The organism is Pontibacter sp. GD7 (assembly GCF_058216375.1).
This window is the reverse complement of sequence record NZ_JBYZMP010000005.1, coordinates 139,602-166,127: the sequence shown is the minus strand read 5'-3', so window position 1 is coordinate 166,127 and position 26,526 is coordinate 139,602. Positions and strand designations below refer to the sequence as shown.

General features: G+C 44.0%; 17 protein-coding genes. 10 read left to right on the top strand and 7 right to left on the bottom strand.

Translation table 11 applies throughout. The annotated features are described in order from the left end of the window. Positions 1-300: 300 nt before the first annotated feature. The 5 genes from AC4BAP_RS09850 to AC4BAP_RS09830 all read right to left on the bottom strand — a co-directional run bounded on the left by AC4BAP_RS09850 (position 301) and on the right by AC4BAP_RS09830 (position 4,505). Positions 301-1,644 carry a CsgG/HfaB family protein gene (locus AC4BAP_RS09850; RefSeq protein ID WP_490582472.1) on the bottom strand — a complete coding sequence of 448 codons (1,344 nt, stop codon included), beginning with the start codon at positions 1,642-1,644 and terminating at the stop codon, positions 301-303. A 137-nt stretch (positions 1,645-1,781) separates the two neighbouring features. Further along, on the bottom strand, positions 1,782-2,213 hold the full coding sequence (locus AC4BAP_RS09845) for a curli production assembly/transport component CsgF (RefSeq protein WP_490582471.1): 432 nt from the start codon (positions 2,211-2,213) through the stop codon (positions 1,782-1,784). A gap of 23 nt (positions 2,214-2,236) precedes the next feature. Continuing rightward, positions 2,237-2,725 (bottom strand): CsgE family curli-type amyloid fiber assembly protein, encoded by a 489-nt coding sequence (locus AC4BAP_RS09840; protein WP_490582470.1) that lies wholly within the window; start codon positions 2,723-2,725, stop codon positions 2,237-2,239. 166 nt (positions 2,726-2,891) lie between these two features. After that, a complete protein-coding gene (locus tag AC4BAP_RS09835) occupies positions 2,892-3,701 on the bottom strand; it encodes a PepSY domain-containing protein (RefSeq protein WP_490582469.1) in 810 nt (269 codons plus the stop codon). 132 nt (positions 3,702-3,833) lie between these two features. After that, positions 3,834-4,505 (bottom strand): YceI family protein, encoded by a 672-nt coding sequence (locus AC4BAP_RS09830; RefSeq protein WP_490582468.1) that lies wholly within the window; start codon positions 4,503-4,505, stop codon positions 3,834-3,836. Between the two features lie 155 nt (positions 4,506-4,660). On the opposite strand from AC4BAP_RS09830, the gene AC4BAP_RS09825 reads away from it, so the two are divergent. Beyond that, positions 4,661-6,517 carry a family 10 glycosylhydrolase gene (locus AC4BAP_RS09825; RefSeq protein ID WP_490582467.1) on the top strand — a complete coding sequence of 619 codons (1,857 nt, stop codon included), beginning with the start codon at positions 4,661-4,663 and terminating at the stop codon, positions 6,515-6,517. Positions 6,518-6,693: 176 nt separating this feature from the next. On the opposite strand, the gene AC4BAP_RS09820 is transcribed toward AC4BAP_RS09825, so the two are convergent. Further along, complete coding sequence (locus AC4BAP_RS09820) at positions 6,694-9,120, bottom strand: FtsX-like permease family protein (protein ID WP_490582466.1); 2,427 nt, start codon at positions 9,118-9,120, stop codon at positions 6,694-6,696. 275 nt (positions 9,121-9,395) lie between these two features. On the opposite strand from AC4BAP_RS09820, the gene AC4BAP_RS09815 reads away from it, so the two are divergent. The 4 genes from AC4BAP_RS09815 (at position 9,396) to AC4BAP_RS09800 (ending at position 15,095) form a co-directional block, all read left to right on the top strand. Next, positions 9,396-10,754: a sigma-54-dependent transcriptional regulator gene (locus AC4BAP_RS09815; protein ID WP_490582465.1), complete on the top strand. Its 1,359-nt coding sequence runs from the start codon at positions 9,396-9,398 to the stop codon at positions 10,752-10,754. Continuing rightward, complete coding sequence (locus tag AC4BAP_RS09810; RefSeq protein WP_490582464.1) at positions 10,744-12,096, top strand: sensor histidine kinase; 1,353 nt, start codon at positions 10,744-10,746, stop codon at positions 12,094-12,096. Before AC4BAP_RS09815 ends, AC4BAP_RS09810 begins: the two co-directional genes overlap by 11 nt. Positions 12,097-12,864: 768 nt before the next feature. Next, positions 12,865-13,377: an ExbD/TolR family protein gene (locus AC4BAP_RS09805; RefSeq protein ID WP_490582463.1), complete on the top strand. Its 513-nt coding sequence runs from the start codon at positions 12,865-12,867 to the stop codon at positions 13,375-13,377. A 275-nt stretch (positions 13,378-13,652) separates the two neighbouring features. Then, the gene (locus AC4BAP_RS09800) at positions 13,653-15,095 is read left to right on the top strand and encodes an alanine/glycine:cation symporter family protein (protein WP_490582462.1); all 1,443 of its coding nucleotides are present in this window, start codon (positions 13,653-13,655) and stop codon (positions 15,093-15,095) included. Between the two features lie 376 nt (positions 15,096-15,471). On the opposite strand, the gene hrpB is transcribed toward AC4BAP_RS09800, so the two are convergent. After that, positions 15,472-17,913 carry an ATP-dependent helicase HrpB gene (hrpB, locus tag AC4BAP_RS09795; RefSeq protein ID WP_490582461.1) on the bottom strand — a complete coding sequence of 814 codons (2,442 nt, stop codon included), beginning with the start codon at positions 17,911-17,913 and terminating at the stop codon, positions 15,472-15,474. A gap of 195 nt (positions 17,914-18,108) precedes the next feature. Between hrpB and AC4BAP_RS09790 the strand changes: the two genes are divergently transcribed. The 5 genes from AC4BAP_RS09790 (at position 18,109) to AC4BAP_RS09770 (ending at position 26,456) form a co-directional block, all read left to right on the top strand. Then, positions 18,109-21,213, top strand: coding sequence for an HD domain-containing protein (locus AC4BAP_RS09790; protein ID WP_490582460.1), 3,105 nt, complete (start codon positions 18,109-18,111; stop codon positions 21,211-21,213). 715 nt (positions 21,214-21,928) lie between these two features. Continuing rightward, a complete protein-coding gene (locus AC4BAP_RS09785) occupies positions 21,929-23,182 on the top strand; it encodes a hypothetical protein (RefSeq protein WP_490582459.1) in 1,254 nt (417 codons plus the stop codon). A gap of 197 nt (positions 23,183-23,379) precedes the next feature. Further along, positions 23,380-23,925, top strand: coding sequence for an REP-associated tyrosine transposase (locus AC4BAP_RS09780; protein WP_490582458.1), 546 nt, complete (start codon positions 23,380-23,382; stop codon positions 23,923-23,925). Positions 23,926-24,103: 178 nt separating this feature from the next. After that, entirely contained in the window at positions 24,104-24,973 is an 870-nt protein-coding gene (locus AC4BAP_RS09775; RefSeq protein WP_490582457.1) for a DUF5694 domain-containing protein, read from the top strand. A gap of 421 nt (positions 24,974-25,394) precedes the next feature. Continuing rightward, positions 25,395-26,456, top strand: coding sequence for a hypothetical protein (locus AC4BAP_RS09770; RefSeq protein WP_490582456.1), 1,062 nt, complete (start codon positions 25,395-25,397; stop codon positions 26,454-26,456). Positions 26,457-26,526 lie beyond the last annotated feature (70 nt).

Genomic DNA, 26,526 nt, shown 5'->3' with positions numbered 1-26,526 from the left:
AAACTTTAAAAATTAGAAATTAAATTACACCACATGATACTAAGTGATGCATAGCATGGTTTCATAAAATTTTACATTACAAATTAGATTTGTTATATATTTTAATTATTCAAAACTAATTAAGTACAATTATTTGTTAGTTATATGTCTTTTTCAGTGTTTTAACACCGACTTTAGATTGATTTATGTTTCATTTAAAAATTAGCTTGTACAATTCGAATAAATTGCATTTTATTAAATTTATACAATTAATTATGCAGTCAATTTTAGAGGTAACTTAATACCAGAGTTATACTCGAACTATTTGAACAGGCCAAAATAATAATTAAGGCCAATTCTACCTGACCAGAAGTAGTCGTTAAAACGACCTCTGTTAACAGCGTCAAGTTCATCATTCAAAAAGTAAGTACTCGAAAAAGAGAAATCAATCCCTAGCCTTGGCAGTACTAGTGTTTCCGCACCTACACCTACCTTCAAATAAGGTAATAAACCACTTGTAACTTCATCGGTGGACTTCTGATTCAGTCGGAAGACATCTATCATTGTAAGGCCGGAAGAAAGGACTCCCCCCCCAGCCTGCAAGTATGGCGACATCTTAAACTTGGGATAAACCAGGTAATTAAAGTTAACTTCTGTAAAACCAACATAACGTTCGAAATATTGACTGGTACCGAGTTTACCATTCGCTACCCGAAGCTCTACAGCCAGACTGTGAGGGGTACCAAACTTAAGGGCAAGATCACCACCGGGTTTAATGGCAGAATTGGCATAGTCGCCTTTATATATGAGCGCGGAAGCGCCCACCCCCAGGCTCAATCTTCCCCGTCGTTCCGCTACAATCTGGCCATGCACCGTACTGTTATCTGTTTCCTGCTTCTCTTTATAGTAGCTTGCTATCACCGGGCTGTTAACATCATCCTGTTTCTTTAATGACCAGTACCCATCCTGTATACCTTCGATTATAAGGCTTTGCACTGCCTTATCAATGGCTTCCTTCACAGCCATTTCTGAAGGCTCATTATACGTAAAGCCAGTTTCAGCCTCCAGTAAACGCTTAAACTTCACAAACCTGAAAAGGCCAAAATCAACCGACTGCGAAAGTATAGTTTTGGAAGTATAAACCGTTTTTAAAACCTCTCCGGTACTGGTAGATATGGCCCGCAAGTATACGGTTACCTTGTCTTCGCGGTATTGGCCTGCGCCACCAGCCCCAAAATATCGCAACCCTGCACCTCCCGTTATAACGTTTGCGTCGTAAGAGATAATGCCACCTTCAAGTATAATGCCTGCAAACAACAGCGAAGGCAAACCCGGTTGTTTTATACCTGTTTGTGCCTCATACTCAGCCCTCGTTGATCGGATGATCTTACGTTCATTTAATAAATTACCAAGATTTTCACGCTCTATGGGAGTAAACCAGCCAGACTCTTCCAATGATTTCAAAAGTATGGTGGTGGTACCCTGTGTAATGGCGGTAGACCAGCTAGCCCCGGTTTCAGATGGCTTGTACTGCCCTGTCTGATCTCTGAATTTATATACTGCAGCTACGATTTTCTCCTCGGGTGGGGGCAGCTTTGTCAGGTTTTCATTACCCGGGGCGGCAACACCTAAAGCAGCCCTCGAGCTTTGAAGCGGCTGTTTCATAAAAGGCGCACAGCCATATATGCCGAACATGAAATATAAAAACAAGAAACGTAATAACTTGTTGTTGATAAAGGTATTCATCATAAGGGTAGGTAATAACTTCGCAAAATCTCCTATGGCAGTAAAAGGCCCCTATACTAGTAATAAGGCATGGTAACAGTTGTCTTATTACCAGTAGTCAGATCAAGCAACACCATTACTAAACCGCTCAGGCCTTCTGTTATTTCTATCTGATAATTGCCAACTGTATACGAGCCCGGCCCCAGGTTTCTTTCCCCGAACTGTGATTCGATCAGCTTTCTGGATAGCTCATTCAAAACCTGCCGATTCAGGCTTTCCTGAAAATCCTTTAGTGGGTCGCGATCAAGTAAGTCAGAAGATCTTCTGGCTTCAGGATCTTTTAACTTATCTTGTGCACTCGCAGAGCTCTGGAGCCACTGGTAATTAAATGTGTCGCCGCCAAAGGCCGGATTTTTGGGTTTATATACCAGATCCTGTGTAAAGGCATTACTTGCGCCACAAAAGCACAACGCAAACACCAGCATAAAAATCACTCGAAAATTGTTCATAGAAAATCAATTGAATTACTAGATCAGAATTGTTCAATAGTGCCATCAGCATCCAGCTGCTGCTGTACTAATACCTCGATGAGATATTGGTAAACGATGTCAGTAGCGTAGCCAGCCATGTCTTCCACAATCTCATATCGGGGCTGAAGCTGCTGCTCAAACACAAGGTCTTCGTTTACCTTAACCTGAATTAATGCGCCATTTCCCCGGGCAGGGAGTTCTTTGATAAGAATTGTGTAGTTCTTGGCCATTGGCGGTGTCTCCCACCCCCGATGAAATATTTCATAAAAGTCACGGCCAATTTTAGTGATAGATTCATCCACGATAAGTCCGTCGATCTCGAAATCAACGGACTTCCTTAAAGCAGTTTCGGTGGGGTTAGCCTCTTCGTAGGCCTTCTGATGGGTTGTATCCTGTGCGGCTGCATTTCCTTTATTGCTTTGTGCATAGCAAGTACCAACACAAAAGCATAAAGGGAGAATAAGAAAATAAGGGTATAACTGCTTTCGCATTTTTACTAGGCTAGCATTATATTTTATAAATATTATATAGCCCTTATACCCTATTTTATAAAAATTGTTACAACATTAGTTTGTTAAAGCATATTTTACCTCACGGCAAGTATCTATCTATTATTAAAGCCTGGTAGACAACTTTTAAATACTGTTGTCATTAACCCTACGCCTTGGCTGCTACTTTTTTCTTCACCTTTCTTACAGAAGGCGATGACATGTAATACAGCACAAAACCTGAGATAATGGTAAACAGGCCAAATACAGAGAAGATCTTCAACAGTATATTTCCAAAATTGTCGCGGCCCTGGTAGTCCATGGTGTGCAGCATCCAGAGGAAGTCGAACATACGCCACTGGTCGTGCCTGATGGCCTGGAAAGTGCCCATATCGGCAGAGACGTACACCGTGCACTTGTCTGGCTGGCTGAAAGAAACGGCATAGGCTGGCAACGGTTTGCCACGGTATTCGTGGTGCGAACCCACCTCTGTCAGGTACTCCACCTTCTCCACCTTGATCGGGTCAGCCATGTGTGATCTTGCCACATTCACGGCATCCTCCTCGCCCAAAGGCGAAAGCAGCTCTCCGGTTGCGGCATTTGCCAGCTGCACCTTCAGGTTGGTAGGTGGGGCTGCCATATGCTCCCCTTCAGCATGCTGGCTATGGTCCATGGCACCGGAAAAATATCGCACCTGGTAAGTTGGCACACCATTGATGTCTACGAGCTGTATTGCCTGCACCGAGTCTACCTGCCCCTTCACCTTTAGCTGCTCCAGTACCTGCTGCGGCGAAGCCAAGGTCATGGAAGCCGGGAACTGAGGCCTCGACTTACGGAGATGATCGCCGTGTACTTCGTCAATATCGTTCCAGGCAAAGTATAGACCTCCGATGGTCCAGAAGAAAAATTGCACCCCCAACACAAGGCCCAGGTAACGATGCGATTTACGGATGTAGTAGTGCTTTGATTTTAGCTTCATGTAGCTAAGATAGAAAAATTAGATAAAGTATGTACCAACACATTTTGCACGATCATCTAACGCCAGCCAATAGCATCAAACAAAAAAGCCTCTCCTGTACTGGAGAGGCCCTAGAATTTTGTGCAAAAGCGATTACTTGCCGCTAACCGGCTGTATCATTGATCCGGCATTCAGCTTCAGACTGATGGTGAACGTATCGTCGATGATCTTGTCTGCAGCGGTGCCCATCAGGCCAGATCGATATTTAATGTCATACTTTGTACGGTCCACTTCAATGTTTGCCTCTGCTTCGGCTGTTTTTCCGGATACATTCACAATTGCCGGAAAAGTAATAGGTTTCGTGATGCCTTTGATTGTCAGATCGCCGGTTATAGTATAGTTAGGCTCCCCTTTCTTCGCTTTCGCGATTGGAGTTGCCTTCGTGATCTTAAAGGTAGAGGTGTTGAACTTGTCAACTGAGAAAAAGTCATCAGACTTCAGGTGATCGGTCAGCTTTTTGTTTGAGTCGGCACGGGTAATATCTTCCACCACAATACTTGTCATGTCTATGGTAAAACTACCGCCGGTTAACTTACTCCCATTTACAAGGAGGGTTCCCTCTGCCAGCCTGATGGAACCGTAGTGCTCCCCGCCAAACTTTTTGGCATTCCACTTCAGGGTGCTGCTTTCTGTATTTACCCGTAATCCGGCTTCCAGGGCTGTTACCGTTGTATCAGTTGCTACAAAGGCATCCGTGGTGGTGGCACCTGTTGGGTTAAGCAGCATCGCCATGGCAACCGTGCTTAAAAGTAAAGGCATTTTCATCTTATCAGAATTTAGAGGTCAGTTATACTTCAAATATACACGTTAAGTCAATATACTTCAGCGAATTATACCACAAAAAGTATAAATTAAGTTTTAAACGTCAAAGATATTTAAATTAGTATACTGCTATACACGCTGCTGTTTTTCTCTTTAACTTGCCACATCTTTTACCCGGCTTACAGCAGCAAGTATACATGGCAACCATTTCCTTAAGTTTCAACGCGTTCAGCAGCAAAGTCATGCGCGTTGTTCTGGCGTTTATACTTATAGTTAACCTCACCCAGGCCACGGCGCAGGAGCTGCCAAACAGGGAGTTCAGGGGTGTATGGGTTGCCACCGTAAGCAACCTGGACTGGCCACAACAGGGGGCATCCGCAGAAAGCCAGAAGGCCGCTCTGCGCACCCTTTTCGACAAGATAAAGGAGGCAAACCTGAACGTTGTGTTCCTGCAGGTAAGAACGGAATGCGATGCTTTTTACAATTCGAGCAAAGAGCCCTGGTCCCGGTTCCTGACTGGGCAGCAAGGTGTAAACCCAGGCTATGACCCACTGGCCTTTGCTATTGAGGAGGCGCACAAAAGAGGGCTTGAGCTGCATGCCTGGCTAAACCCTTACCGTGTAAATTCTTCTACTTCTGCCGCCATAGCTTATGCAAACAACCATGTGTCTAAGGCTAAACCGGAGTGGCTGCTGAGCTTTTCAACTGGCAAGAAAATCCTGAACCCCGGCTTGCCGGAAGTGCGGGCTTATGTTGCTTCTATCGTATCGGAAATAGCTGCTAACTATGCAGTTGATGGGATACACTTCGATGATTACTTCTACCCATACCCGGAGGGTTCTTTTACGGGCATCAGTAACGAAGACGCGCAGACCTACGCGCAGTATGGCTCTGGTTTCACCAACATCGGCGACTGGCGAAGGCACAATGTAAACGAAACGATCAGGCTGGTAAATGAAGCTGTGAAGGCGACACGTCCTTCAGCCAGGTTTGGCGTAAGCCCTTTTGGCATCTGGAAAAATGGTACACCAACAGGCATCACCGGCATGGACGCTTACAGTGCCATTTATGCGGATGCGCTAAACTGGCTCGAAAACAGGTATGTCGATTACCTTAGTCCGCAACTATACTGGGCTATTGGCGGCTCACAGGATTACCGCAAACTGTTGGAGTGGTGGGCCGATAAAGCCTATACTTCGTCGCGGCACCTTTATGCAGGCCATGCCCTGTACAAAACAACTTACTCTGAACAGGAAGTGCCCAACCAGATAAGTATAACCAGGCAAAACCGCCAGAAACATGCACTAGGTGATGTTGTTTACCGGGCCACAAACCTGAAGGACAACGCACTGAACATTTATACTTTGCTGAAGGCCCAGACCTATAAATACCCTGCGGCAGTGCCGGCGATGGACTGGAAAAGCGGAATTGCACCGGCTGCCCCGGAAGGGCTTGCTGTTACAGTAAACGAGGCCACCGGCGACCATGTATTTACCTGGAACCGAAACGAGTCAAATACCGGTACTTTTAAGCGCTACGTGCTTTATACTTCCCCTGTGCTGCCCGAAAGTATAGCCGACCTGCCAGAAGGCGCGGTGCGTGCCCTTACCTCCTCGGAAACATTTACAGTGCCTGCCGCTGAGATGCCATCACACATGTCGTATTGGGTGGTAACAGAACTTGGCAGCGATAACCAGGAAAGCAACCTGAGTAACCCGGCAACGGTGGCCGGAGTAACCGCAGTTCGTAGTCTGGCCCGGGAAAGCATGCTGAAAGTATACCCTAATCCGGCTGCCCGGGTGGTATTTGCAGACGTTAACCTGAAAAAAAGCTCACTGGTTAAGCTGGAGTTGGTTTCGATGGATGGCAAGATGCGCAGCCGCACCGCCCCTAAGCGCTACGAGGCCGGCAACCACACCATAAGTATAAACCGCGACAAACTACCTGCCGGCTTATATGCGCTTATCATCACCATAGACAAGCAAAGGATCACCAGGCGTGTGATTTTGAAGTAAAGTATTGCAATCGAAATTGTATGAACAGGGTTAGAATATTTATACTTCCGGGCCCTGTTTGTTACTGGTTTAAACAGTTACTATTTATACTTTAGAATCGCTATTTCTTCTTAGTCACAATGCTGTTGTTATACTTTTAAGCATCCTGAGTTTAATTTGAACTTACAGAAACATTCTTATTCAAATCTCAGGTTATGCACTGGGTTTGTTCTAGCTGCCTTCAGTGCCTGGTAACTGATCGTAACAAAAGCAATCAGGGATGCAGCAAAACCTGCCATTATAAATACCCAGTAAGGTATATCGATACGGTAAGCAAAATTCTGCAACCATTCCTGCATGGCATACCAGGCCAGTGGGAACGCTATCAGGGCCGCAACTATAATCAGTGCCAGAAACTCTTTTGAAAGTAGCACAACAATGGTAGAATTTTCAGCACCAAGAACCTTACGAATTCCAATCTCTTTCTTTCTGCGTTCAGCAGTAAAGGCAGCTAATCCAAACAAGCCGAGGCAGGCAATAAAGATGGCGATACCTGTAAATATCCAAAGCAATGTATTGAGCTTATCTTCGGATCGGTACATCTTATCAAAATTATCATCCATAAAAATGTACTCTATAGGATAATCCGGGGCAAATTTGTTCCAGACAGCACTTACATCCGCTATAGTACCCGCTATATTGGAAGCATCAAGTTTAACAGCTACTTTCCAATAAGCCCCCGGAAAGATTTGCAACACAGTTGGGTCTACTTTTTCATATAAACTCTTGAAGTGGAAATCCCTTACCACACCAATAATTTTACCTTCTTTCAGAGAATCCGGGTTTACATCATTCCATACTTTCCATCTTAGAGGTTTACCAATGGCTTTCTCGGCTGTACCATAGCCCAATTCTTTAACAGCAGTTTCATTTATCATAAAGGCATGATCTGCATCAGTTGCATACTCTTTAGAAAATGCCCGTCCAGCAACTACTTTTACATCAAGGGTGTTTACGTAATCATAGTCAACCATCAACTGTGTTACTCTTTGATGTTGCTGTTCACCGTTCCTTTCAACAATTATACCATCTCCGGCTGTTGCATCTCCCGGAAAACCATACCCTATACTTACACCCTTTACACCTTGTACCTTATCTAACTCATTTTTAAATGTTTCATAATTACTGAACATCTCTGTACCGCGCATCTGGAAAAACATGATCTGATTCTTGTTGAAACCCAGGTCTTTGTTATGCAGGTAAGATACCTGTTTAAATACAATGGAAGCTGTAATAATAAGGAAGATCGATAGAGCGAACTGCACAACAATTAAACCATGGCGCAACCATTGAATACGGCCAAATTTACTGTCTGCTACAACAGTGCTTTTAAGCACCTTTACCGGCTGAAAACCTGAAAGTACAAAGGCCGGATAAGCCCCTGCCAGAACCCCCACTATTACCGAAAGTATAAACAGCAATACAACAAGCGACGGATCGGTAAAAATATTGAATTGAAGCGCTTTACCGGTAAACGAATTGAGCAAAGGCAATAACAGAGAAGTAAGTGCGGCAGCAAAAATTACACTGATAATTGTAAGCAGCATGGTTTCGATAAGAAACTGGAGCACCAACTGGCCACGACTTGCACCTAAAGCTTTCCTTACACCCACCTCTTTCGCGCGTTTCATAGATTTGGCAGTAGCCAGGTTCACAAAATTAAAACAGGCAATTAATAGGATAAATGCTGCAATTATACTGAGTGCATTTATATAGGTAATGTTACCTCTTATACTTTGATCGTGCTCAAAACTGGCAGAGTAAAGGTGTGCTTCGTGTAGTGGCTGCAAGATTGGTTTGTAGCCATAAGGTTTATTATTTTCAGGATCGATCTGCTTATCAACTATCGTTGCAAATTTTTTCTGAACATTGGTAGGGTCGGCACCATCTTTTAACTTAACATAAGTAAAAAACTGCTGCCATCCCCAGCTTTTCATACGCTCTTCCGGTATCTGCGTGGCAGCCAACGGAATAACAAAATTTACAGGTAAATGAAATTTTGAATTGCTGTAAAACACACCCTTAACTATGTAAGGAAATTTATTAACCATTATTTTTTTTTCAACAGGGTCAGCGTTACCAAAAACCCGTTCAGAAAATGTATCTGAAATTACAATTGATGTAGGATCATCCAGCGCTTTAGTTGGGGAGCCATACTTAAAATCAAGTTGAAACATCTGGAAGAAGCCTGGATCTGCGAAAGTACGGCCTTTTTCATAAATGCTTTTGCCACCAGCTTCTACCAGGTTTTTATCCTCAAATTGAAGCATTAGTATTCTGACTACTTTATCTACTTCCGGAATGCTCTCCCCTAAAGTGGCACCAAACATGGGAGGCACGGGCAGCACTATCCCACCATTTTCAGAAGCTGTTCTATCGTTGTATACCCGGTAAATGCGTTCACCTTCCGGTATAAATTTGTCGTATTGTAATTCATCGTAAACAAACAGCCCAATAATTAAACAGGCGGTAAGTCCAAGTGTAAGGCCAGCAATATTAATTAGCGTAAAAGCCCTATTTTTATAAAGGCTTCTGTAGGCAATAACCAAGTAGTTTCTTAGCATAGTTTTAAAGATAAGCTGTTCTATGATGTGATGTGCTTTAGTTGATAGTTTTATACTTGCAAATGATTAAAACATACCAAATGCCAGACACCATACAACACTACAAATCAACCACTTAACAAACCAACCATAATATTAACCTGTGCATTTTCGCCCGCAAAGTGTGCGAATTCGCACGCCCTTGACAATATCAAATAATGTTTACTACTCTGATTCAGTGAGTTGTAATAGTGGCATAATTGTAGTTATTTAAGCAGTAGAACTTGCCATACCCTATGAAGTTAAAAAATGCTTCCGTACTGATAATTGACGACGATACCGACGTACTTACAGCCGTGCGTTTATTACTCAGGCCACAGGTGAAGGAAATTGTTGCAGAGAAATATCCGGAACAGATTCCAGCTTTACTAAAGGGTAAAACATTCGATGTTGTATTGCTGGATATGAACTATAAAAGTGCGCTGAATACGGGCAATGAGGGTTTATTCTGGTTGAAGAGCATCAAGGAGCTGAAGCCTGATATAGCTGTAATCATGATCACGGCCTACGGCGACATTGACCTGGCCATAAAATCATTGAAAGAGGGTGCTTTTGATTTTGTAGTTAAGCCATGGCACAACGAAAAGCTATTAAGCACCTTAGCCGATGCCCTCAGTCATAAAACCAACAGTGATACTACTGGTAAAAAGGCTGGTGCTGCACATGTAAGTGGCGGTGAATTGCTAGGTGAATCAGAGGCAATGCAGGATATACTTCTGAAAATAAAGAAGGTAGCGCCAACCGATGCCAACATACTTATACTTGGCGAAAATGGCACTGGTAAAGAACTTATCGCCAAAGCGATTCATCAGAATTCTTCCCGGGCAGATAAACCGTTTATAAAAGTAGATGTAGGCGCCTTAACGGAGTCGTTGTTTGAGAGTGAACTGTTTGGCCACAAAAAAGGAGCTTTTACCGATGCCCGTGAAGACCGTGCAGGCAGATTTGAGGCCGCAAATGGAGGCACCATTTTCCTGGATGAGGTCGGAAATATATCCTTGCACCAGCAGGCGAAATTACTTAGTGTTTTGCAAAACAGGCAGGTGATGAGGTTGGGAGCAAACGAACCTGTTGATATAGATGTAAGGCTACTGTGCGCTACCAACGTGCCATTATCTGAACTTGCAAATGAAAACCGCTTCCGAAAAGACCTTATTTACCGTATCAATACTGTGGAAATTACATTGCCACCGCTACGTAAGCGCGGTAACGACATCATACTTCTGGCTACACATTTTATGAAATTTTATGCCAAAAAGTATATGAAATCAAAGCCATCGTTATCTAAACAGGCGATGGATAAACTCAAAAGTTACCATTACCCCGGCAATGTACGAGAACTGCAATATACCATAGAACGTGCCATAATTATGGCAGATGGCTATGAGTTGGATGCTCAGGATATTTTATTCTCGCCCATCGAATCGGCTCCTGTTACCAAGATCCTGCAGGAAGAAACAAACCTGGAAGAACTGGAGAAAGCAGCCATACATCGGGTAATGGAAAAGCATGGAGGCAACATGACAAAAGCTGCCAAAGAGTTAGGCATCACACGCACTGCATTATACCGCCGACTGGGGAAGTATGAAATTTAATTCCTTTGAATTGAAGCTGGTTCTGAGGGTGGTGCTGCTACTGCTCACATTAAGCACTCCTGCCCTGATCATATTCTTTGACATATCTGAGCTATTGGTTTTTATACTGCCCCTTATTGCCTACCAGGTTTATGAACTGATTCGGTTTTTAAGACAAACCCAGGATGAGTTTAACGGATTTGTGGAGTCGGTACATTACCGCGACTTTTCACGGTTTTTTAACGAGAAACATGCCCCAGCTCAACTCGAGACATTAAGAAAAGGTTTTAATGAGATTAACGCCACTTTTAAAGCGCTTAGCACAGAACGAGAGAGTCAGTTTCAGAATCTGCAGAAAGTAATGGAGCTGGTAAACACCGGTATACTTTCTTACAGGATTGACAACGGAGAAGTAGTGCTCATGAACGAATCGTTAAAGAAATTACTGCACCTCCCCTACATGCATACAGTACATTACCTCGCCAAGCGCGACGCCGATTTGTATGAAGAAGTGCTGAACCTGACGCCAGGGCATAGCAAAATTACAACTGCCAATACTGCGCTTTTCGACAAAAATGCTTTTAAAGTTTTGCTTTCAGCAACAGCCTTCCAAAACGAAGGTAAAAAGTATAAACTGGTTGCTTTCCAGAATGTAAACGAGACCATTGATGAAACTGAATCACAGGCATGGCAAAAACTGCTGAATGTGATGACACACGAAATAATGAATTCCGTTGCGCCGATAGCCTCGCTGGCAGAAACACTAAGAAACAGATTGCAGGAAACTGAGCTAACCGGTGTTGATGCCAATAATTTTGAAGACCTGGAAGTCGGCGTTGAAACGATCAAACGCAGAAGCGAGGGCCTTTTACGTTTTGCTGAAACCTATAGAAATCTGAGCAGAATAAACAGCCTCAAGAAGGAAACTATACTTATTAGAGAGCTTTTTGCCAACCTGCAGCGTTTGATGAAACCTACCCTGGATCAAAAAAACATTCTTTTCGAAATAGTTGTAAGTGACCCTGAACTGCAATTGCTAGCAGACCCTAATCTGATAGACCAGGTGCTGATAAACCTTTTGGTTAATGCTATAGATGCGGTAAAAGAAGTCGAACAAGCGCAAATCATACTTTCAGCTTATAAGGATAATCAAGGTAAAACTGTATTAAAATTAACTGATAATGGAATAGGAATGTCGAAAGAGGTGCAGGAAAAAGTTTTTATACCTTTTTTCAGTACCAAAAAACAAGGCAATGGGATAGGTTTAAGTCTTTGTAAGCAGATTGTGATGCTGCATCGGGGAAGTATACAATTACAGTCAGCAGAGGGAGAAGGAACAATTTTTACGCTACGGTTTGGGTAAGTATAAACTTAGTCTCAGTGTATACCTTAAACTAAAGGTCAAGATTATATAAGCACAAAAAAAAACCGGACTTCCGCCAAGAAGTCCGGTTTTATATTGAAAGGTTAATTAGCAAAATTAAACTTTTCAACTTTTTAGCCATTCATTTATACGGGGCCACGCTGGGCATGGTTACGATTGTTCTGAAAATTTATGCAATTTTTTTTCAGAACAATCAGTAATTATGGCAAATCAGGCTGATTTAAAGGTTTTTAAGCGAAAAAATATTTTTTATTTTTTTCAAAATCAATGCAACTTAACAGGGGCCGTAGCTAATATAGCATTCAGGAATATTCCACTTTTTAAACCAAAAGCCAGGTTGTAACTAACTGGTTATGTGCTCTTTTAAGAATCCCAATAATACTGTCGGCTTACTGCGAACCCTAAAAGCTGTGCAAGTATGGCTTCTTCCCTTCAAGGTCAAAAGTATAAATCGGGTGTTGCCTTTGGAAAACCGCTGGCTTGAAGGCTGTGGAAATCCTAAGTTACGCATGCCGCTAGCCTGGTAGCACGAGTTTAACCATTCTCAATCAAATCATCTGACGAGCCTCTCCCCGGTGGGCCTGTGGTGTATCCAAAATATTTTTCTGCCTGCTTTATGGAATTTTAAGACCTCCGGCATCTTACATCAAAACAAACCAAAACCCGGAATTGCCTATGATGAAATCTGAAGTGAAAGTATAAACCGGAGTACCCCAAAACAGAACGATCACCTAAAACTTAAAAACCATGGCACAATTACAAGAAAACAACGCACCCGCTAAAGGCGGCAAAAGAAGAGCCAAAAGAATGCCTTTTCACCTGGACATGACTCCGATGGTAGACCTCGCGTTTCTGCTTTTGACCTTTTTCATGCTGACCACCACCTTCAGTAAGTTTCAGACGATGGAGGTTAACATGCCAGCTGATCCGAAGGAAACCGGAGAGCCGACACATGTAAGAGCCAGCGATGCCCTGACCATTATTCTGGGTGAGCAGGACAAAGTATACTATTACTTCGGATTTGCCGGCGACAAGCCACAGGTGCACAAAACTGATTATGCTGCCGGAGGCATCCGTAAGGTGCTGCTATCAGCCCAGGTAAAGCAGAACCCCAAAGCGGTGGTACTGATAAAGCCCCTGGAAACATCACGGTACGATAACCTGGTGGACCTGCTTGATGAAATTAAGATAACCGACACTAAAAAGTATGCCCTCGTAAACATTGACGCCACCGACAAAGCTTTGTTAGCAACACGCTGATGCTAAACAGGAGGCCCCGGCAAAGTATACTTCCAGGGCCTCCTGCTCTTTGCTTACCTGACTTCCCTTTTTCCAAAATTCAACCAGGATCATACCCCCATTGAACAGTACATTTTTAGGTTTAAAAGCCTGTGTCCTAATATCGTGTACACAAGTAAGGTAGCCCTCATATTCATACTTGCTTCAAACGCCTCGTGCTCAGGTTGCCGTAATCCGGAAAAATAAGCTTATCTTAAAGTTTCATTCCGCAAATCAAGCCAACCAATTTTATAACCATGGAAAACATTATCAGCTCGGTTAACGACATCGTCTGGAGCAATGTCCTTATCATACTTTGCCTTGGCGCAGGCATTTACTTTTCTGTCGTAACCAGGTTTCTGCAGGTGCGCTACCTCCGCGAAATGGTGCGCCTGCTCTTTAAAGGAGAATCATCGAAAAAAGGCATTAGTTCTTTTCAGGCCTTTACAGTGGCCATTGCAGGACGTGTGGGCACCGGCAATATCGCGGGTGTGGCCACAGCCATTGCCATGGGTGGACCCGGTGCGGTATTCTGGATGTGGGTGATCGCGTTTCTGGGCAGTGCATCCGCGTTTGTTGAAGCTACGCTGGGACAGATCTATAAAGAAGTAAAGAATGGGGAATACCGTGGCGGACCTGCGTTCTACATCGAGAAAGGCCTAGGCATAAAATGGTATGCGGTGGTGTTTGCCGTGGCCACTGTGCTAAGTATGGCTTTTTTACTGCCAGGCGTGCAGAGTAACAGCATCGCCTCCGGTATACACACAGCATTTGATGTTCCGGTTGCCGTTACGGGCGGCGTTGTAACTGCTTTGCTGGCCCTTATCATTTTTGGTGGTGTAAAGCGGATTGGCAGAGTGGCCGAACTGGTGGTACCATTCATGGCAGGCGCCTATATCCTGATGGCCATCGTGATCATACTCATGAACATCACCGAAGTACCTTCAGTAATCAGCCTTATATTCCGGTCTGCCTTTGATATAGAGCCTGCTTTTGCCGGTGTGTTTGGCATGGCGATCTCGTGGGGTGTGAAGCGTGGCATTTACTCTAACGAAGCCGGCCAGGGTACAGCCCCACACGCTGCAGCCGCAGCCGAAGTTAGCCACCCGGCCAAGCAGGGCCTGGTGCAGGCTTTTTCGGTTTATGTAGACACGCTTTTTGTTTGCACTGCCACGGCATTTATGATCCTGTTCACGGGGCAATACAATGTGGTAAACCCTGAAGGTGGCTTTATAGTGGAAAACCTGCCCGGCGTGGCCTTCGGACCTGCCTATACCCAACAGGCCATTAACACCTACTTCCCTTCACTGGGCAGTGGCTTTGTGGCCATTTCGTTGCTGTTCTTTGCCTTTACCACCATCATGGCCTACTACTATATTGCCGAAACCAACCTGAGCTACCTGAACAAAAAAGGAAACCGCTGGATGCTTTGGGCCCTGCGCGCCCTGCTTCTTGCCACAACTTTCTATGGCTCCGTTAAAACCGCCGAATCAGCCTGGATGCTGGGTGATATTGGTGTGGGTATAATGGCCTGGCTAAACGTAGTGGCTATACTTTTGCTAAGAAAACCAGCCCTCCGTGCTTTAAAAGACTACAAAGCCCAAAAAGATGCCGGCCTGGATCCTGTGTTTGATCCGCAGAAACTTGGTATTGCAAACGCTGAGGAATGGGAACAGGAAAAGGAGCTTCAGAAAGTATAAAGTATAAAGCAGAGCCAAACGGTTCTGCTTTTTTTCTGAATCAGGATTTGCAGGATTAACAGATGGACAGGATTGTTCAGCAGTACCGGGTCCAACCACCCCTAACCCATTCGAAGGGAAACCTTCAAGACGAGTTATAATAAATTATTGATACCTAAACTTATATTGCTGCGACAAAGCAGTAAGACTAAAAGAAGGATAGCAGAAAAAGTCCCCCTTTGAAGGGGGCAGGGGGATGTCAATCGTTAGGAACAATCCTGTCCATCTGTTAATCCTGTAAATCCTGATTCAGACAACTAGACGCTCGCAGGAGCTGCGCACGCTGCGAGGTCTAAAAAACTCCCTCCCCTGTTTTTAGGGGAGGGCCGGGGTGGGGTTACCAATCAACCTCCGGAAACACCACCTCAAGCTGCCGTTTGATCACCCGATAATTCCCTTTCCAGAAACTTACCAGATCAGAAACAGTCGTGATCGGCTTCAGCTCAGGAGTTAGCAAAGCCAGCTCCACGGTCATCTCTCCCTCATCTACTTTAGGGCTTTCCTCCCAGCCCAGCACATCCTGCAGGCGGATTTCCAGCTTGGGTTGCTCTCCGTTTGGTTTATACTCCAGTTCTATACTTGTGCCATCCGGCAGTTTTATACTTTGCGGGGCCAGTACTTCCAGCCTTGCCCGTTGCTCTTCGCTCAGGTACTTCTTTTCCAGTATAGGCAGCAGTTCCAGTTCCATCAGCTCATCCGGGTGCTCAATGTCGTAGAGGTATGGTTTGAGCCACTCTAGGTTGGTCATGAGCAGGGTGCTGGTGCTTACGTCGGGCCAGAACTCGGAGGGGCGCCATTTGCGGAGGCTCATCACGCGGTTTTGCCATTGCGTTAGCTCGTGGTTGAAGTCCAACAGGTGCTCGCCTTCTGCTTTTATGGCTTCCGACATGGCCGGTACGCGGTGCTTCTCGTCGGGTGGTGGCAGCGGCTTGCTTTGCAGCACAATGCTGCCGATGCGGGTATCCAGTGAGGCAGTCAGCTCACCGTCGTTCACGTCCCAATGGTATACTTCCTGCTGCTTTAACAGCGGGGCCAGGTCGCGGGGGTTAAGCGGCGAGGCCAGGAAAATGCGGCCCGGGTTATCGCCGGTGCCGGCGTGCATATGTGCCACGGACAGCCAGGGCTCGTGCGACAGGTCATCCCTGTGGCCGGCGGACGCATACTGCCCGCTGGCCAGCTGGAACTGGGCGTTGTTGCCGGGACGGGCGTAAGCGATACGCTCGGGGTAGCAATGCGCCAGTAGCACACCAGTTTCATACTCGTCAAAAGTGCCGTTCTCGGGCTCCACGTTAAACAGCTGGCGGTACGAGCGGGCAATCTTCTCTATCTTCCCGAAACGCTTGCCCTGCCCCTGCTCTTTTCTATATCGGCGCAGGGCTTCCACTCTTAAATTGATGTCGATGCCGGCGTTGCGGTCCAGCGGGTCGCGCTCTTCCAGGATAGCCGCAATATCACTTGCCAGCGCCACCTGGTCCGTTTCTTCGGCTTTGAGCAGCATGTGCGCGATGCGCGGGTGGCATGGCAGCGTGTGCATCTTTTTGCCGTGCTCCGTAATGCGGCCGTTCTCCAGCGCCTGCAGCTGGTGCAGCATGTCGGTGGCGTATTGCAGGGCAGCACGCGGTGGCGGGTTCAGCCAGGTAAGGCCACGGATATCCAGAATGCCCCACTGGGCCATATCGAGCACCAGGTTGGACAGGTCGGCTTCCATGATCTCGGGGGTGCGGTGCGGGGCCATGCGCTCCTGCGTGGTCTTGCTCCACATGCGGTAGGCCGTGCCCGGACCCAAACGCCCTGCCCTGCCGGCTCGCTGGTCGGCGGCGTCTTTGGAGATGCGCACCGTTTCGAGGCGCGATAAACCGGACTTCGGATCGAAGCGGGAGGTTTTGCCGAAGCCTGTATCCACCACCACCGAAATGCCTTCTATGGTTAAGCTGGTCTCGGCTATACTTGTCGCCAGCACTATCTTGCGTTTGCCCTGGCGGTCGGGCATGATGGCGGCGTATTGCTTGCCGAAGGGAAGCATACCGAACAGCGGGTGTATCTTAAAATCGCGCAGCTGCCTGCGGAGCAGTTCTTCTACCTTCCGGATGTCGTTTTCGCCAGGCAGGAACACGAGGATATCGCCTTCCTGCTCTTTGGCAGCCTGCTGCACTACTTTGGCCGTCATTTCGGGCAGCATGCGGTCGTCGGCGTCGCCGGTGTAAATGGTTTCGATGGGGTATTGCCGCCCCATACTTTGCGCCACCGGGGCCTGCAGCAGTTTGGTCAGCTGGGGCATATCCAGGGTGGCCGACATCACCATAATGCGCAGGTCCGGGCGAAGCGTGTGCTGCGCCTCCCGGCTCAGGGCCATGGCCACATCGGCGTGGATGCTGCGCTCATGGAACTCGTCGAAGATCACGATACCTATGCCAGACAACGCGCGGTCGCTGTGGATCATGCGGGTGAGGATGCCTTCGGTGACGACCTCGATGCGGGTTTGCTCGGAGATGCGCGTCTCGAAACGGATGCGGTAGCCGACGGTCTGGCCTACCTCCTCGCCCAGCAGCTGCGCCAGGCGCTCGGCAATGGTTTTGGCCGCCAGGCGCCGGGGCTCCAGCATGATGATCTTCTGATCTTTCAGCCAGGGCTCATCGAGTATAGCCAGCGGCAGCAAGGTGCTTTTACCGGCTCCGGGAGGGGCGTTTACGATCAAGGTGTTCTGTGCCGAAAGATGTTCTCTAACAGCGGGTATAATTTCCCGAACGGGTAAGTCTATGGTAAATGGGTTGAAGGGCAATGAGACTCAAAATTTATAGTGGATAAACAAGCTTTACTTAAATGTATGGGACAAATACATTTAGCAAATTTAACCTTAAAGTTTAGTTATATTAGTTACAAAAACAGATTAAGATTAGAGAACATAGATTGGTAGAAGAAGAATAAATATTTTAATTTTATTCTTCTTTAAAATATATAATAAAGCGACACTATTGTGAATAACCCAAATGAAATTCTTCACCCATTCGAAAACCTAAGTTTGTGGAAACATTTTGTTAATGTCTCAAAAGAGAAAGAACAGAATATTACCTTAGTAAAAAAACATATTGAATATACTGTCCCTTTACTAGACGATTTTAAAAAAGCATTCCCTAAATATACTTTACACAACCTTCGTCATCAACAGAATATTGTAAGAATAATTGGAGAATTATTGGGTGATAATATTACACAACTTTCTGCTTTAGAATGTGCTATTCTGATTCTTAGTGCTGTATACCATGATGTAGGAATGGTGTTTAAAGTTACTGAGATAGATAATGTCCAGCACGAAGAAGATTTTAAAATATTCCTTGATGAGAATATAAAGGCAAAGCTAAAATTTGAAGAAAATCATAAAATTGCTACACCGGATTTAATAGAGTGGTATTGCAGATGGTCTCATGCAAGAAGAGTTTGGGTGTATCTTAATAAATTTCATAGACAAAATCCTTTAGTATGGGGCCAAATCCCTTTCAAGGATAAACTCGGTTATGTTTGTGAAAGTCACAATGAGAGTGTATCCTATATAAAGGATGATGATAAATTTGAAACTAATTTCCTCGGAGAATGTGATCTTAAATTTTGTGCTATTCTTCTAAGATTAGCTGATATTCTTGATTTTGATAATACGAGAACTCCACTTAGTGTGTATGAATACTTGGAATTAGATAATCCTAAAACTCATACTGAATCTATAAGTTCAGATGAGTGGAACAAGCACTTATGTTCTGATGGATTTTCGTTCTTAAGAAATGATGACCAAACTACGCTTTTATTTAAAGCAGCTCCTCCACACCCTAAAATTGAGTATGGGATTCGTGATTTTATCAAAGTTATTGAGAATGAACTGAAAAGCTGTTTAAAGTTACTAAAACTGTGCTCGCCTAGATGGGTTGATTTCAAATTACCCGAGAATATAAACACTTCTGGTATTAGAAGCGACAATTATCAATCCGGCAATTATCACTTTACCCTCTCTGAAGAAAAGGTACTTGATCTTTTAACAGGGGAAGGTCTATATAACGATGAATTTGTCTTTATTAGAGAGTTGTTACAAAATGCAATAGATACAACTCGACATAGAGAATTTCTAGAAAAGGCTGTTAGTCACACTTATAAACCTGAGGCAATTACTGTAACCTATTTTACTGATAAGCATGGTTATAAGTGGATTCGAATAGATGACTATGGTCGTGGGATGAATGAAGAAATAATCTTAAATCACCTTTTAAGAAAAGGAGAATCGTACTATAATTCAGATCGTTTCAAACTAGAAAAACTATTAATCAAAGAAAATTCTTCTGTTGATTTTGTCCCAATTAGTCGGTTCGGAATTGGGCTACTGTCATGCTTTATTGTAAGTGACAAAATAGAAATAAATACTAAGTTCTACGGCTCCTCATCAAGTGCTACTCCTAGTGAATCTTTTAGAATATCTGTTGAAGGAAGGAATGGTCTTTTTGTTCTACAATCTAAGAACGCAAAGCATGACCCTATAGAAATGCCTTCACCTTATGGAGATGAATATGATTATAGGACAGCTTCCGGTACATCTATAGCGGTAAGGCTAATGCCAAATAAGGAATACCTTGGATTTGATATCGAAAAAGTTTTAAATGATTATGTTTTGAGTTCCCCAATTCCAATAAAATACAATGGAAAACTTGTTGGAGGGGATTTTAATCAACTTTTAGAAAAGCCTTGGGCAATAGACTCTACTCACTTTGTAGGTCCTGAATTTTTAAAGCAGGTGCAAGATTTATTCGAGATAGAGCTACAAAGCGGAATCTCCATTGATATTAAAACAATTGACATTTCTAAAAATTCTATAAATCATAACTTAAAAGGCCAAATAGTTTTTCTTTCTGTAAACGCTCCAGATCTTGTAACCACTGAATTTGAATATTACGGAAAGTATATATCACTTGAAGAGAGGGATAAAAAAATTTATTTAAAGTGTACAAAGAAATTTAGACAGGCGAATACTGATAAAGAAGAGAAGCTAGAGTGTGAAATAGGTGAAGTATTCAATTTGCTTTCATTACCTCCCGACTTTCTCAATCTACCACGTTACAAAGAGATTGAAAAAGTATTATATGGTTTATACCTAAGCCATAATGGCATTGTAATTCATGACAATGAAAATCTATTTCAGCTTAATAGCAGACTCTTTAGTATCAATAAAAGCCCATCGGACAGTTATCCAAGCTTTTTGTATACTGGTTTGATATATTTTCAAGATGAACTGCTACCTAACTTATCTGTATCACGAAATGATATTAAGAGCCTAAATTTTGAAATTATAGCTAATCTTAATTTTAGTACTAAAATATTAAATTCCTATATAAGGGATACTAAACGAGATAGTCTAAATCTTGAGAATAAATTCAATTACTTTAGTAGAATTGATTACAATACTTTCTTCTCTACTCAAGAGATTAAAAAATCAAAATTTTATGAAGGAAGCCGATCTTATTGGGACAATGAAGCTTTTATTTCTAGTATATCGCACAGACAATTAGTTAGTATAAACATACTGAAGGAGAACCCAGATACTCATGCAGAAATTATAAAGCCTGAAATATATGGTATCTTCAATCACAGGTCATTTCTCAATCGATTTATAAGATATATGATTCAAGAAAATTTTAACGTAAAACTTAAAATTTATATAGAATCCGAACACAACTCGTATGCAACATTAATTTTAACCCAAAAAACTGCAGATTTACCAGAAGACTACTACGACTTTAGTCCACTTGTATTTATGGAGTATATTGGTTCAGAAAACACGTTAGTATTTGATGGTATATTTAACATATCACACCCCCTCATAAAGTGGTACTTTAGCTGCTATAAAATTCTAAAACAAGACTTTTATTATTATTCACTTCAATTGATGAATATAGCGGGAAATAGAAATTATAATCCGAAACTGACATTACAAGAAGTCAATCAAATTTTAGATCGACTACGTGTGTTACTACCTACTGGCTTGAAGCCCTCTAAAGATTTAAATTTATCTGAAAAAGATTTTGTAGTGGAAACTACATCTTAGGGTTTCTACCCGCTGGCGCGAGCTTGCAGCTCGTGCCTTTACCTTTCCACGCAGCTATACATTCAGCAAAAGTACCAGTACGAGCTACAAGCTCGCACTAGCACATTTACTCGCATTAGCGTACAAATACCTAAACCTGCAAACTGCTATTTAAAGTTTAAGCCTTACATGAGCCGGAAGTATAAATTTCATAACCAGGAAGGGCTGTACTTTGTGAGCTTTGCGGTGGTGTACTGGATAGACGTGTTTACGCGGGAGGAGTAATTGCCATGCTTACCGACAGCCTGGACTATTGCCGCAGGAACAAAGGCATGGAGATCTGTGCCTGGTGTCTTTTCCCGCTGTTGCCGCCCCGACCTCGCGGCGTTTTACAAACCCGCGAGCGTCTTCCGTAATGGCGGTGGCTATACATGTTTATGCCCGGCGCAGTAGCTTTTACCACAGACGCTCGCGGGTCGTGAAGACGCCGCGAGGTCTTTTGAGCCACAGCTTTCGGCAAAGCACCGGCTTTCTGGCAGCAACACAACAAACCCATCGAGCTGTGGAGCGCTACGGTAATAGATCAGAAAATCGACTACATCCATAACAACCCAGTAGAAGCCGGCTTTGTGTCGGAGCACGAGCTGCAAGCTCGCGCCAGCATAAGTAACAAAATATAGCTTGACTGAAATATTTTACTAAATTTAAAAATTAATTTAGAAGCAAACTTAAACTTATGCGATTAAAAGCAACTATAGCTTTTCTAATGGTAGGTACATTATTGGCTTGTGATAAAGACAAAACAACTGAGCCAGCGCCTGCTAACAAAACACCCGAACCTGTAACAAAGGTTGTCACGTCTAGTTTCAGATACAATCCTGAAACAACATCAAGTTCGGTTAAAGAATTTGAATTGATCGTGTCGCAAAAAGATGGAAAAGTTTTGCTAGATACCCTAATTGCAACAAGGTCATCACATGCACTAAAGGTAAAATCAAATGATGCCAGGTTTAATGTAACTACTCTTTTTCTGAATCCTGCAACAGGCAAATACACCATCAAGACCTATGTGCAGGTAGATCTTAATAACTGGGATATAGATGATTACTTGAGCCCTTTAGTTTATGAGCAGACATCGTTAGCGACTATACAGTACATCAACATCCCGTACGAGAGTAATTATCTTTTCCAGACAAAACAAACATTATTATACTCTCTGCATTGGATAGTGCCATATTCCTACACACAACAATTCAGCAGGCTATCCCCTTCCGATCTAGCATACTTGATTCTTCCTAAACAAGAAAAATTTATATTCACGGAAATCACTTCTGACAATACGCAGGTAGACTTCAAAGAAGCCAGTCCAACCCTGAAACATACTTTTAATAAACCTTCAGGCATAACACAGATCAGCAGCTACTTGTATGGCTACACAACTGCAGGTGATTACAGTAAACGTATGCTGCTTGACAGAGCTACACGAACCTCCAGTCTTCCTTCCTATGATATACAGTATCCTTCCACTCACATAAAAGAGTTTGATGCAACACTAGTATATACCGATGCTGGTGGATACCGACACGTCTATAATAATTTAGGAACAAGCATACCAACAGACATGGGATTTGCGTCTAAATCTGATTTTGCTGTTATTAAATCAGGACTTAATGACTTTGAGATTAAATTTGAAGATGACCTGCCATCTACCTATAATACTTTTTGGGTTGCTGCAGCAGATAGTTTCAAAGCGGATTGGACTGTGCACTTGTCTCCGGAAGAGACATCATTCAAACCTAAAAGCTTTTTAGAAGGACAGCAGTCAAAATTGCTGATGGGCAAAGATCTGTCAGCCTTTCTACTGAAAACTGTCCAGACAAAAAAAGTCAAAGGATATACTCATCGGGACTACTTTAATTTTATGGGTAATAAAGAGTCACGTCTTAAGATGGAAATCAAACAGTACCGACAGATTGAGAAAACGTTTTGATATAAAGCTACAATAACAACAGGGACTGCTATTAAAACATAAATTATGCTGCTATTAATATGCCATGCAGCTACACATTCTCAAAAGTAACAGTACGAGCTACAAGTTCGCACTAGCATTAGTTCTCACTAGCGCTATATTATTCTAGCGCAATACTACTAAAACCCGAAAGCTATTCTTATAAGTTTAGGCTTCACATGAGCCGGAAGTATAAATTTCATAACCAGGAGGGGCTATACTTTGTCAGTTTTGCGGTGGTGTACTGGATAGACGTGTTTACGCGGGAGGAGTACTTTGCCCTGCTTACCGACAGCTTAGACTACTGCCGCAAGCACAAAGGCATGGAGATCTATGCCTGGTGTATTATGCCCAGCCACGTGCACCTTATCTTCCGGGCCAAGGCCAACAACCCGAGCACGCTGCTGAAGGAGCTGAAAACTTATACTTCCAAACAGCTGCAAAAAGCCATTGCCGAGCATAACCAGGAGAGCCGGAAGGAATGGATGCTGTGGCTGATGGAGCGGGCCGGACTGAAGAACAGCAACGTGAAGCACCGGCAATTCTGGCAGCAGCACAACAAACCCATCGAACTGTGGAGCGCTGCGGTAATAGATCAGAAAATCGACTACATCCATAAAAACCCTGTAGAAGCTGGCTTTGTGTCGGAGCCGGAGCATTGGAAGTATAGCAGCGCGATAGACTTTAGTGGTGGCAAAGGTTTGCTGGAGATGGATATTGCCTGAACAATGGAGGTACGAGTTGCAAGCTCGCACCAGCGAAAGATAGATCTGGTTTGAAGCAAAAGTACGAGCTACAAGCTCACACTAGCCCAAGGAGTATTTACGCTCCATAAAATCCTACCTCCCAGGCAACCCAACTCCCCTCCTTTCCATCTATAGCAAAAACAAATCCTATCGAACTATGAAAAAACTATTACTCGCTGTAGTACTGTTGGCAAGCAGTTGTCTTATGCCTGCCCTGGCACAGTTTAAAAAGGCAAGCGGCCGGGAAGGCCGGGCGCAGGTCATGTTGCTGGGTACCTTCCATTTCGCCTATCCCAATGCCGATATTATCACCACAGCAAAAGCCGACCAACTGGACGTTACCTCCCCGCAGGGCCAGCGCGACATAGCGCGCATCACCAGCCAGATGGCGAAGTTCAAACCCACAAAAATTGCCGTTGAAGTAAGACCGGAGAAGCAGGCCCGCCTGGACTCGCTGTACCAGGCATACCTGGAGGGCCGCCATGAGCTGGGCAAGAACGAGGAGTACCAGCTGGGTTTCAGGCTGGCCAAACAGCTGGGGCACCCGCGTGTGTACGCCATCGATACCTGGGGCAACCTGGACGCCTACCAAAAGCCCGGCAGCAAAAAATTTGAGGTTCGGGAAGACAAAGCAGCGCAGATGGAGAAGTTCTGGGAGTACATGCAGACAACGGTAAAGGCCCGCCACCAAGCCGAGCAAAAGCTGGCAGGCAGCCAACCCCAAACCCTCTACCAGAAAATATGGGAGATGAACCAGCCAGCGGCCATCCGCAAGGGACTGGAAAACTATTTCCGGGAGGCTTTCCAGTATGAGGCAGAGCCCTACGATTATACTGGCGTAGATTGGTACAGCGCCTCCTGGTTTAACCGCAACCTGCGCATCTTCCGCAACATCCAGCGCATCACCGAAAGTCCCAATGACCGCATTTTGGTTATCTACGGTGCAGGCCACCTGGGACCGTTGCAGCAAGCGGTAGAGAGTTCTCCAATGCATGAATTGGTGCCAGCGTATAAATTACTGAGGTAGGCAGTGGTGTTGTTTAGGCTTGTGCTGGAGGTATAGCAGCTATACTTCCAGCACAAGCCTCTGCTGTCTATTTGTTCGTGGGTGTGATTTGTACGTGGGTGTAGTTTGGTCGCAGGTGTAAGTCATCCCCCTACCCCCTTCTTATTCGAGGGCCCCTACCCCCAAGGGGGACTAATAATTGCCGGGCACAAGCAGGAAAAACAGAATGGATGCTAAGACCTCGCAGCGTCCCCGAAATACTTCGGGACAGGTCTCCGCACCTGCTAGCGTTTGGTAACTAGGCAACCAATTTTTGAATGAAAGGTAAATCAAAATTTATTCCTACCTGGCAATGCAATTTGCAGGAACTTCAAACTATATTTGCCCGCCGCAATTTATAATGGCTGCACTACCACAATACAAACAAACTTTTTATTCCACCATGAAGAAGCATTACTTAGTAGCCCTTTTTTCGGTTTTGTTTTTAAGCGCATGTGCTGATAAGAAAGAGCCGGTAAAACCCGCTGAGCCCGCCATTTGGGTAGAGGAAAAGGCATTTACACTGGACCAGCGCATGCAGTTAAACTCTTACGCCGATGATAACCAGCTAATACTACTTGGCTTAAATGCTTTGCATAAAATTTCCGGTTCAGCAACCACTTTTACCAGAGCTAATGTTCATGCGCTTAAAAATGCTGCAACTTATAAATTCCCAATTTCTTCCAATGCATTTGCCGTAGCTGCCTCTGAAACATCCGTTGCTTTGTATCCAACGCATTACCCTAACATTAACACTGCTGTATACATCAATCTGAAAGAAATTGACCCTTCATTTCAGTCCTTTACCTTTATACCCGCTGAGTTAGGCGAAAGCATCATGATCTCGGCTAATAATGTGTGTTTAATACCATACCGCACCACCAAAGGGCAATGGGGACAAAGGGTGCTACGCTTAAAGTATGCTGTCGACAAGGATGCAGTTCAGAATAACCCGGATAAACTAACAATCATTTCTACCGAGATACTTGATCTTCCATCGTTCGATGCCAATAGCATTCCAATGTTTAAGGTAATCGATGATAAATTTTATTTATCAGATGCATATAAATTATGGACCATTTCAGAAAACGGTGAACCTAAAGTAGTGCTTGATACAAGAGTATTAAAAATGTTTAAATTAAACAACGAACTTTTTGCGATTAACTCCGATGGTCTTTATAGCTCAACAAATGGTACAAACTGGTTTAGAACCGGTACTGTAACCGATAGTTTTCGGATAATAAACTACGCATCCGTCAACAACACTCTTCTGGTTGGCTACAAAAACGATCAGCTCTTTTATATTAATTTTAGGGAGGGTAAGGTTTATGAATTAGATAATACAGGTGTGCAGGGGCATTCTATTACTTCTGTGTCTCAATTCAAGGACAAAGTGTACCTCACTACCCTTTCAGGTGTTTTCACCAAAGGCATTTCGGATTTTGTAACACCCAGGAATAAATAACAGCCAGCCTGCACTATTCATCTAGCAGTTGGAAATAATTAGTGTACTTACCCTAAAACATAGAGTCGTT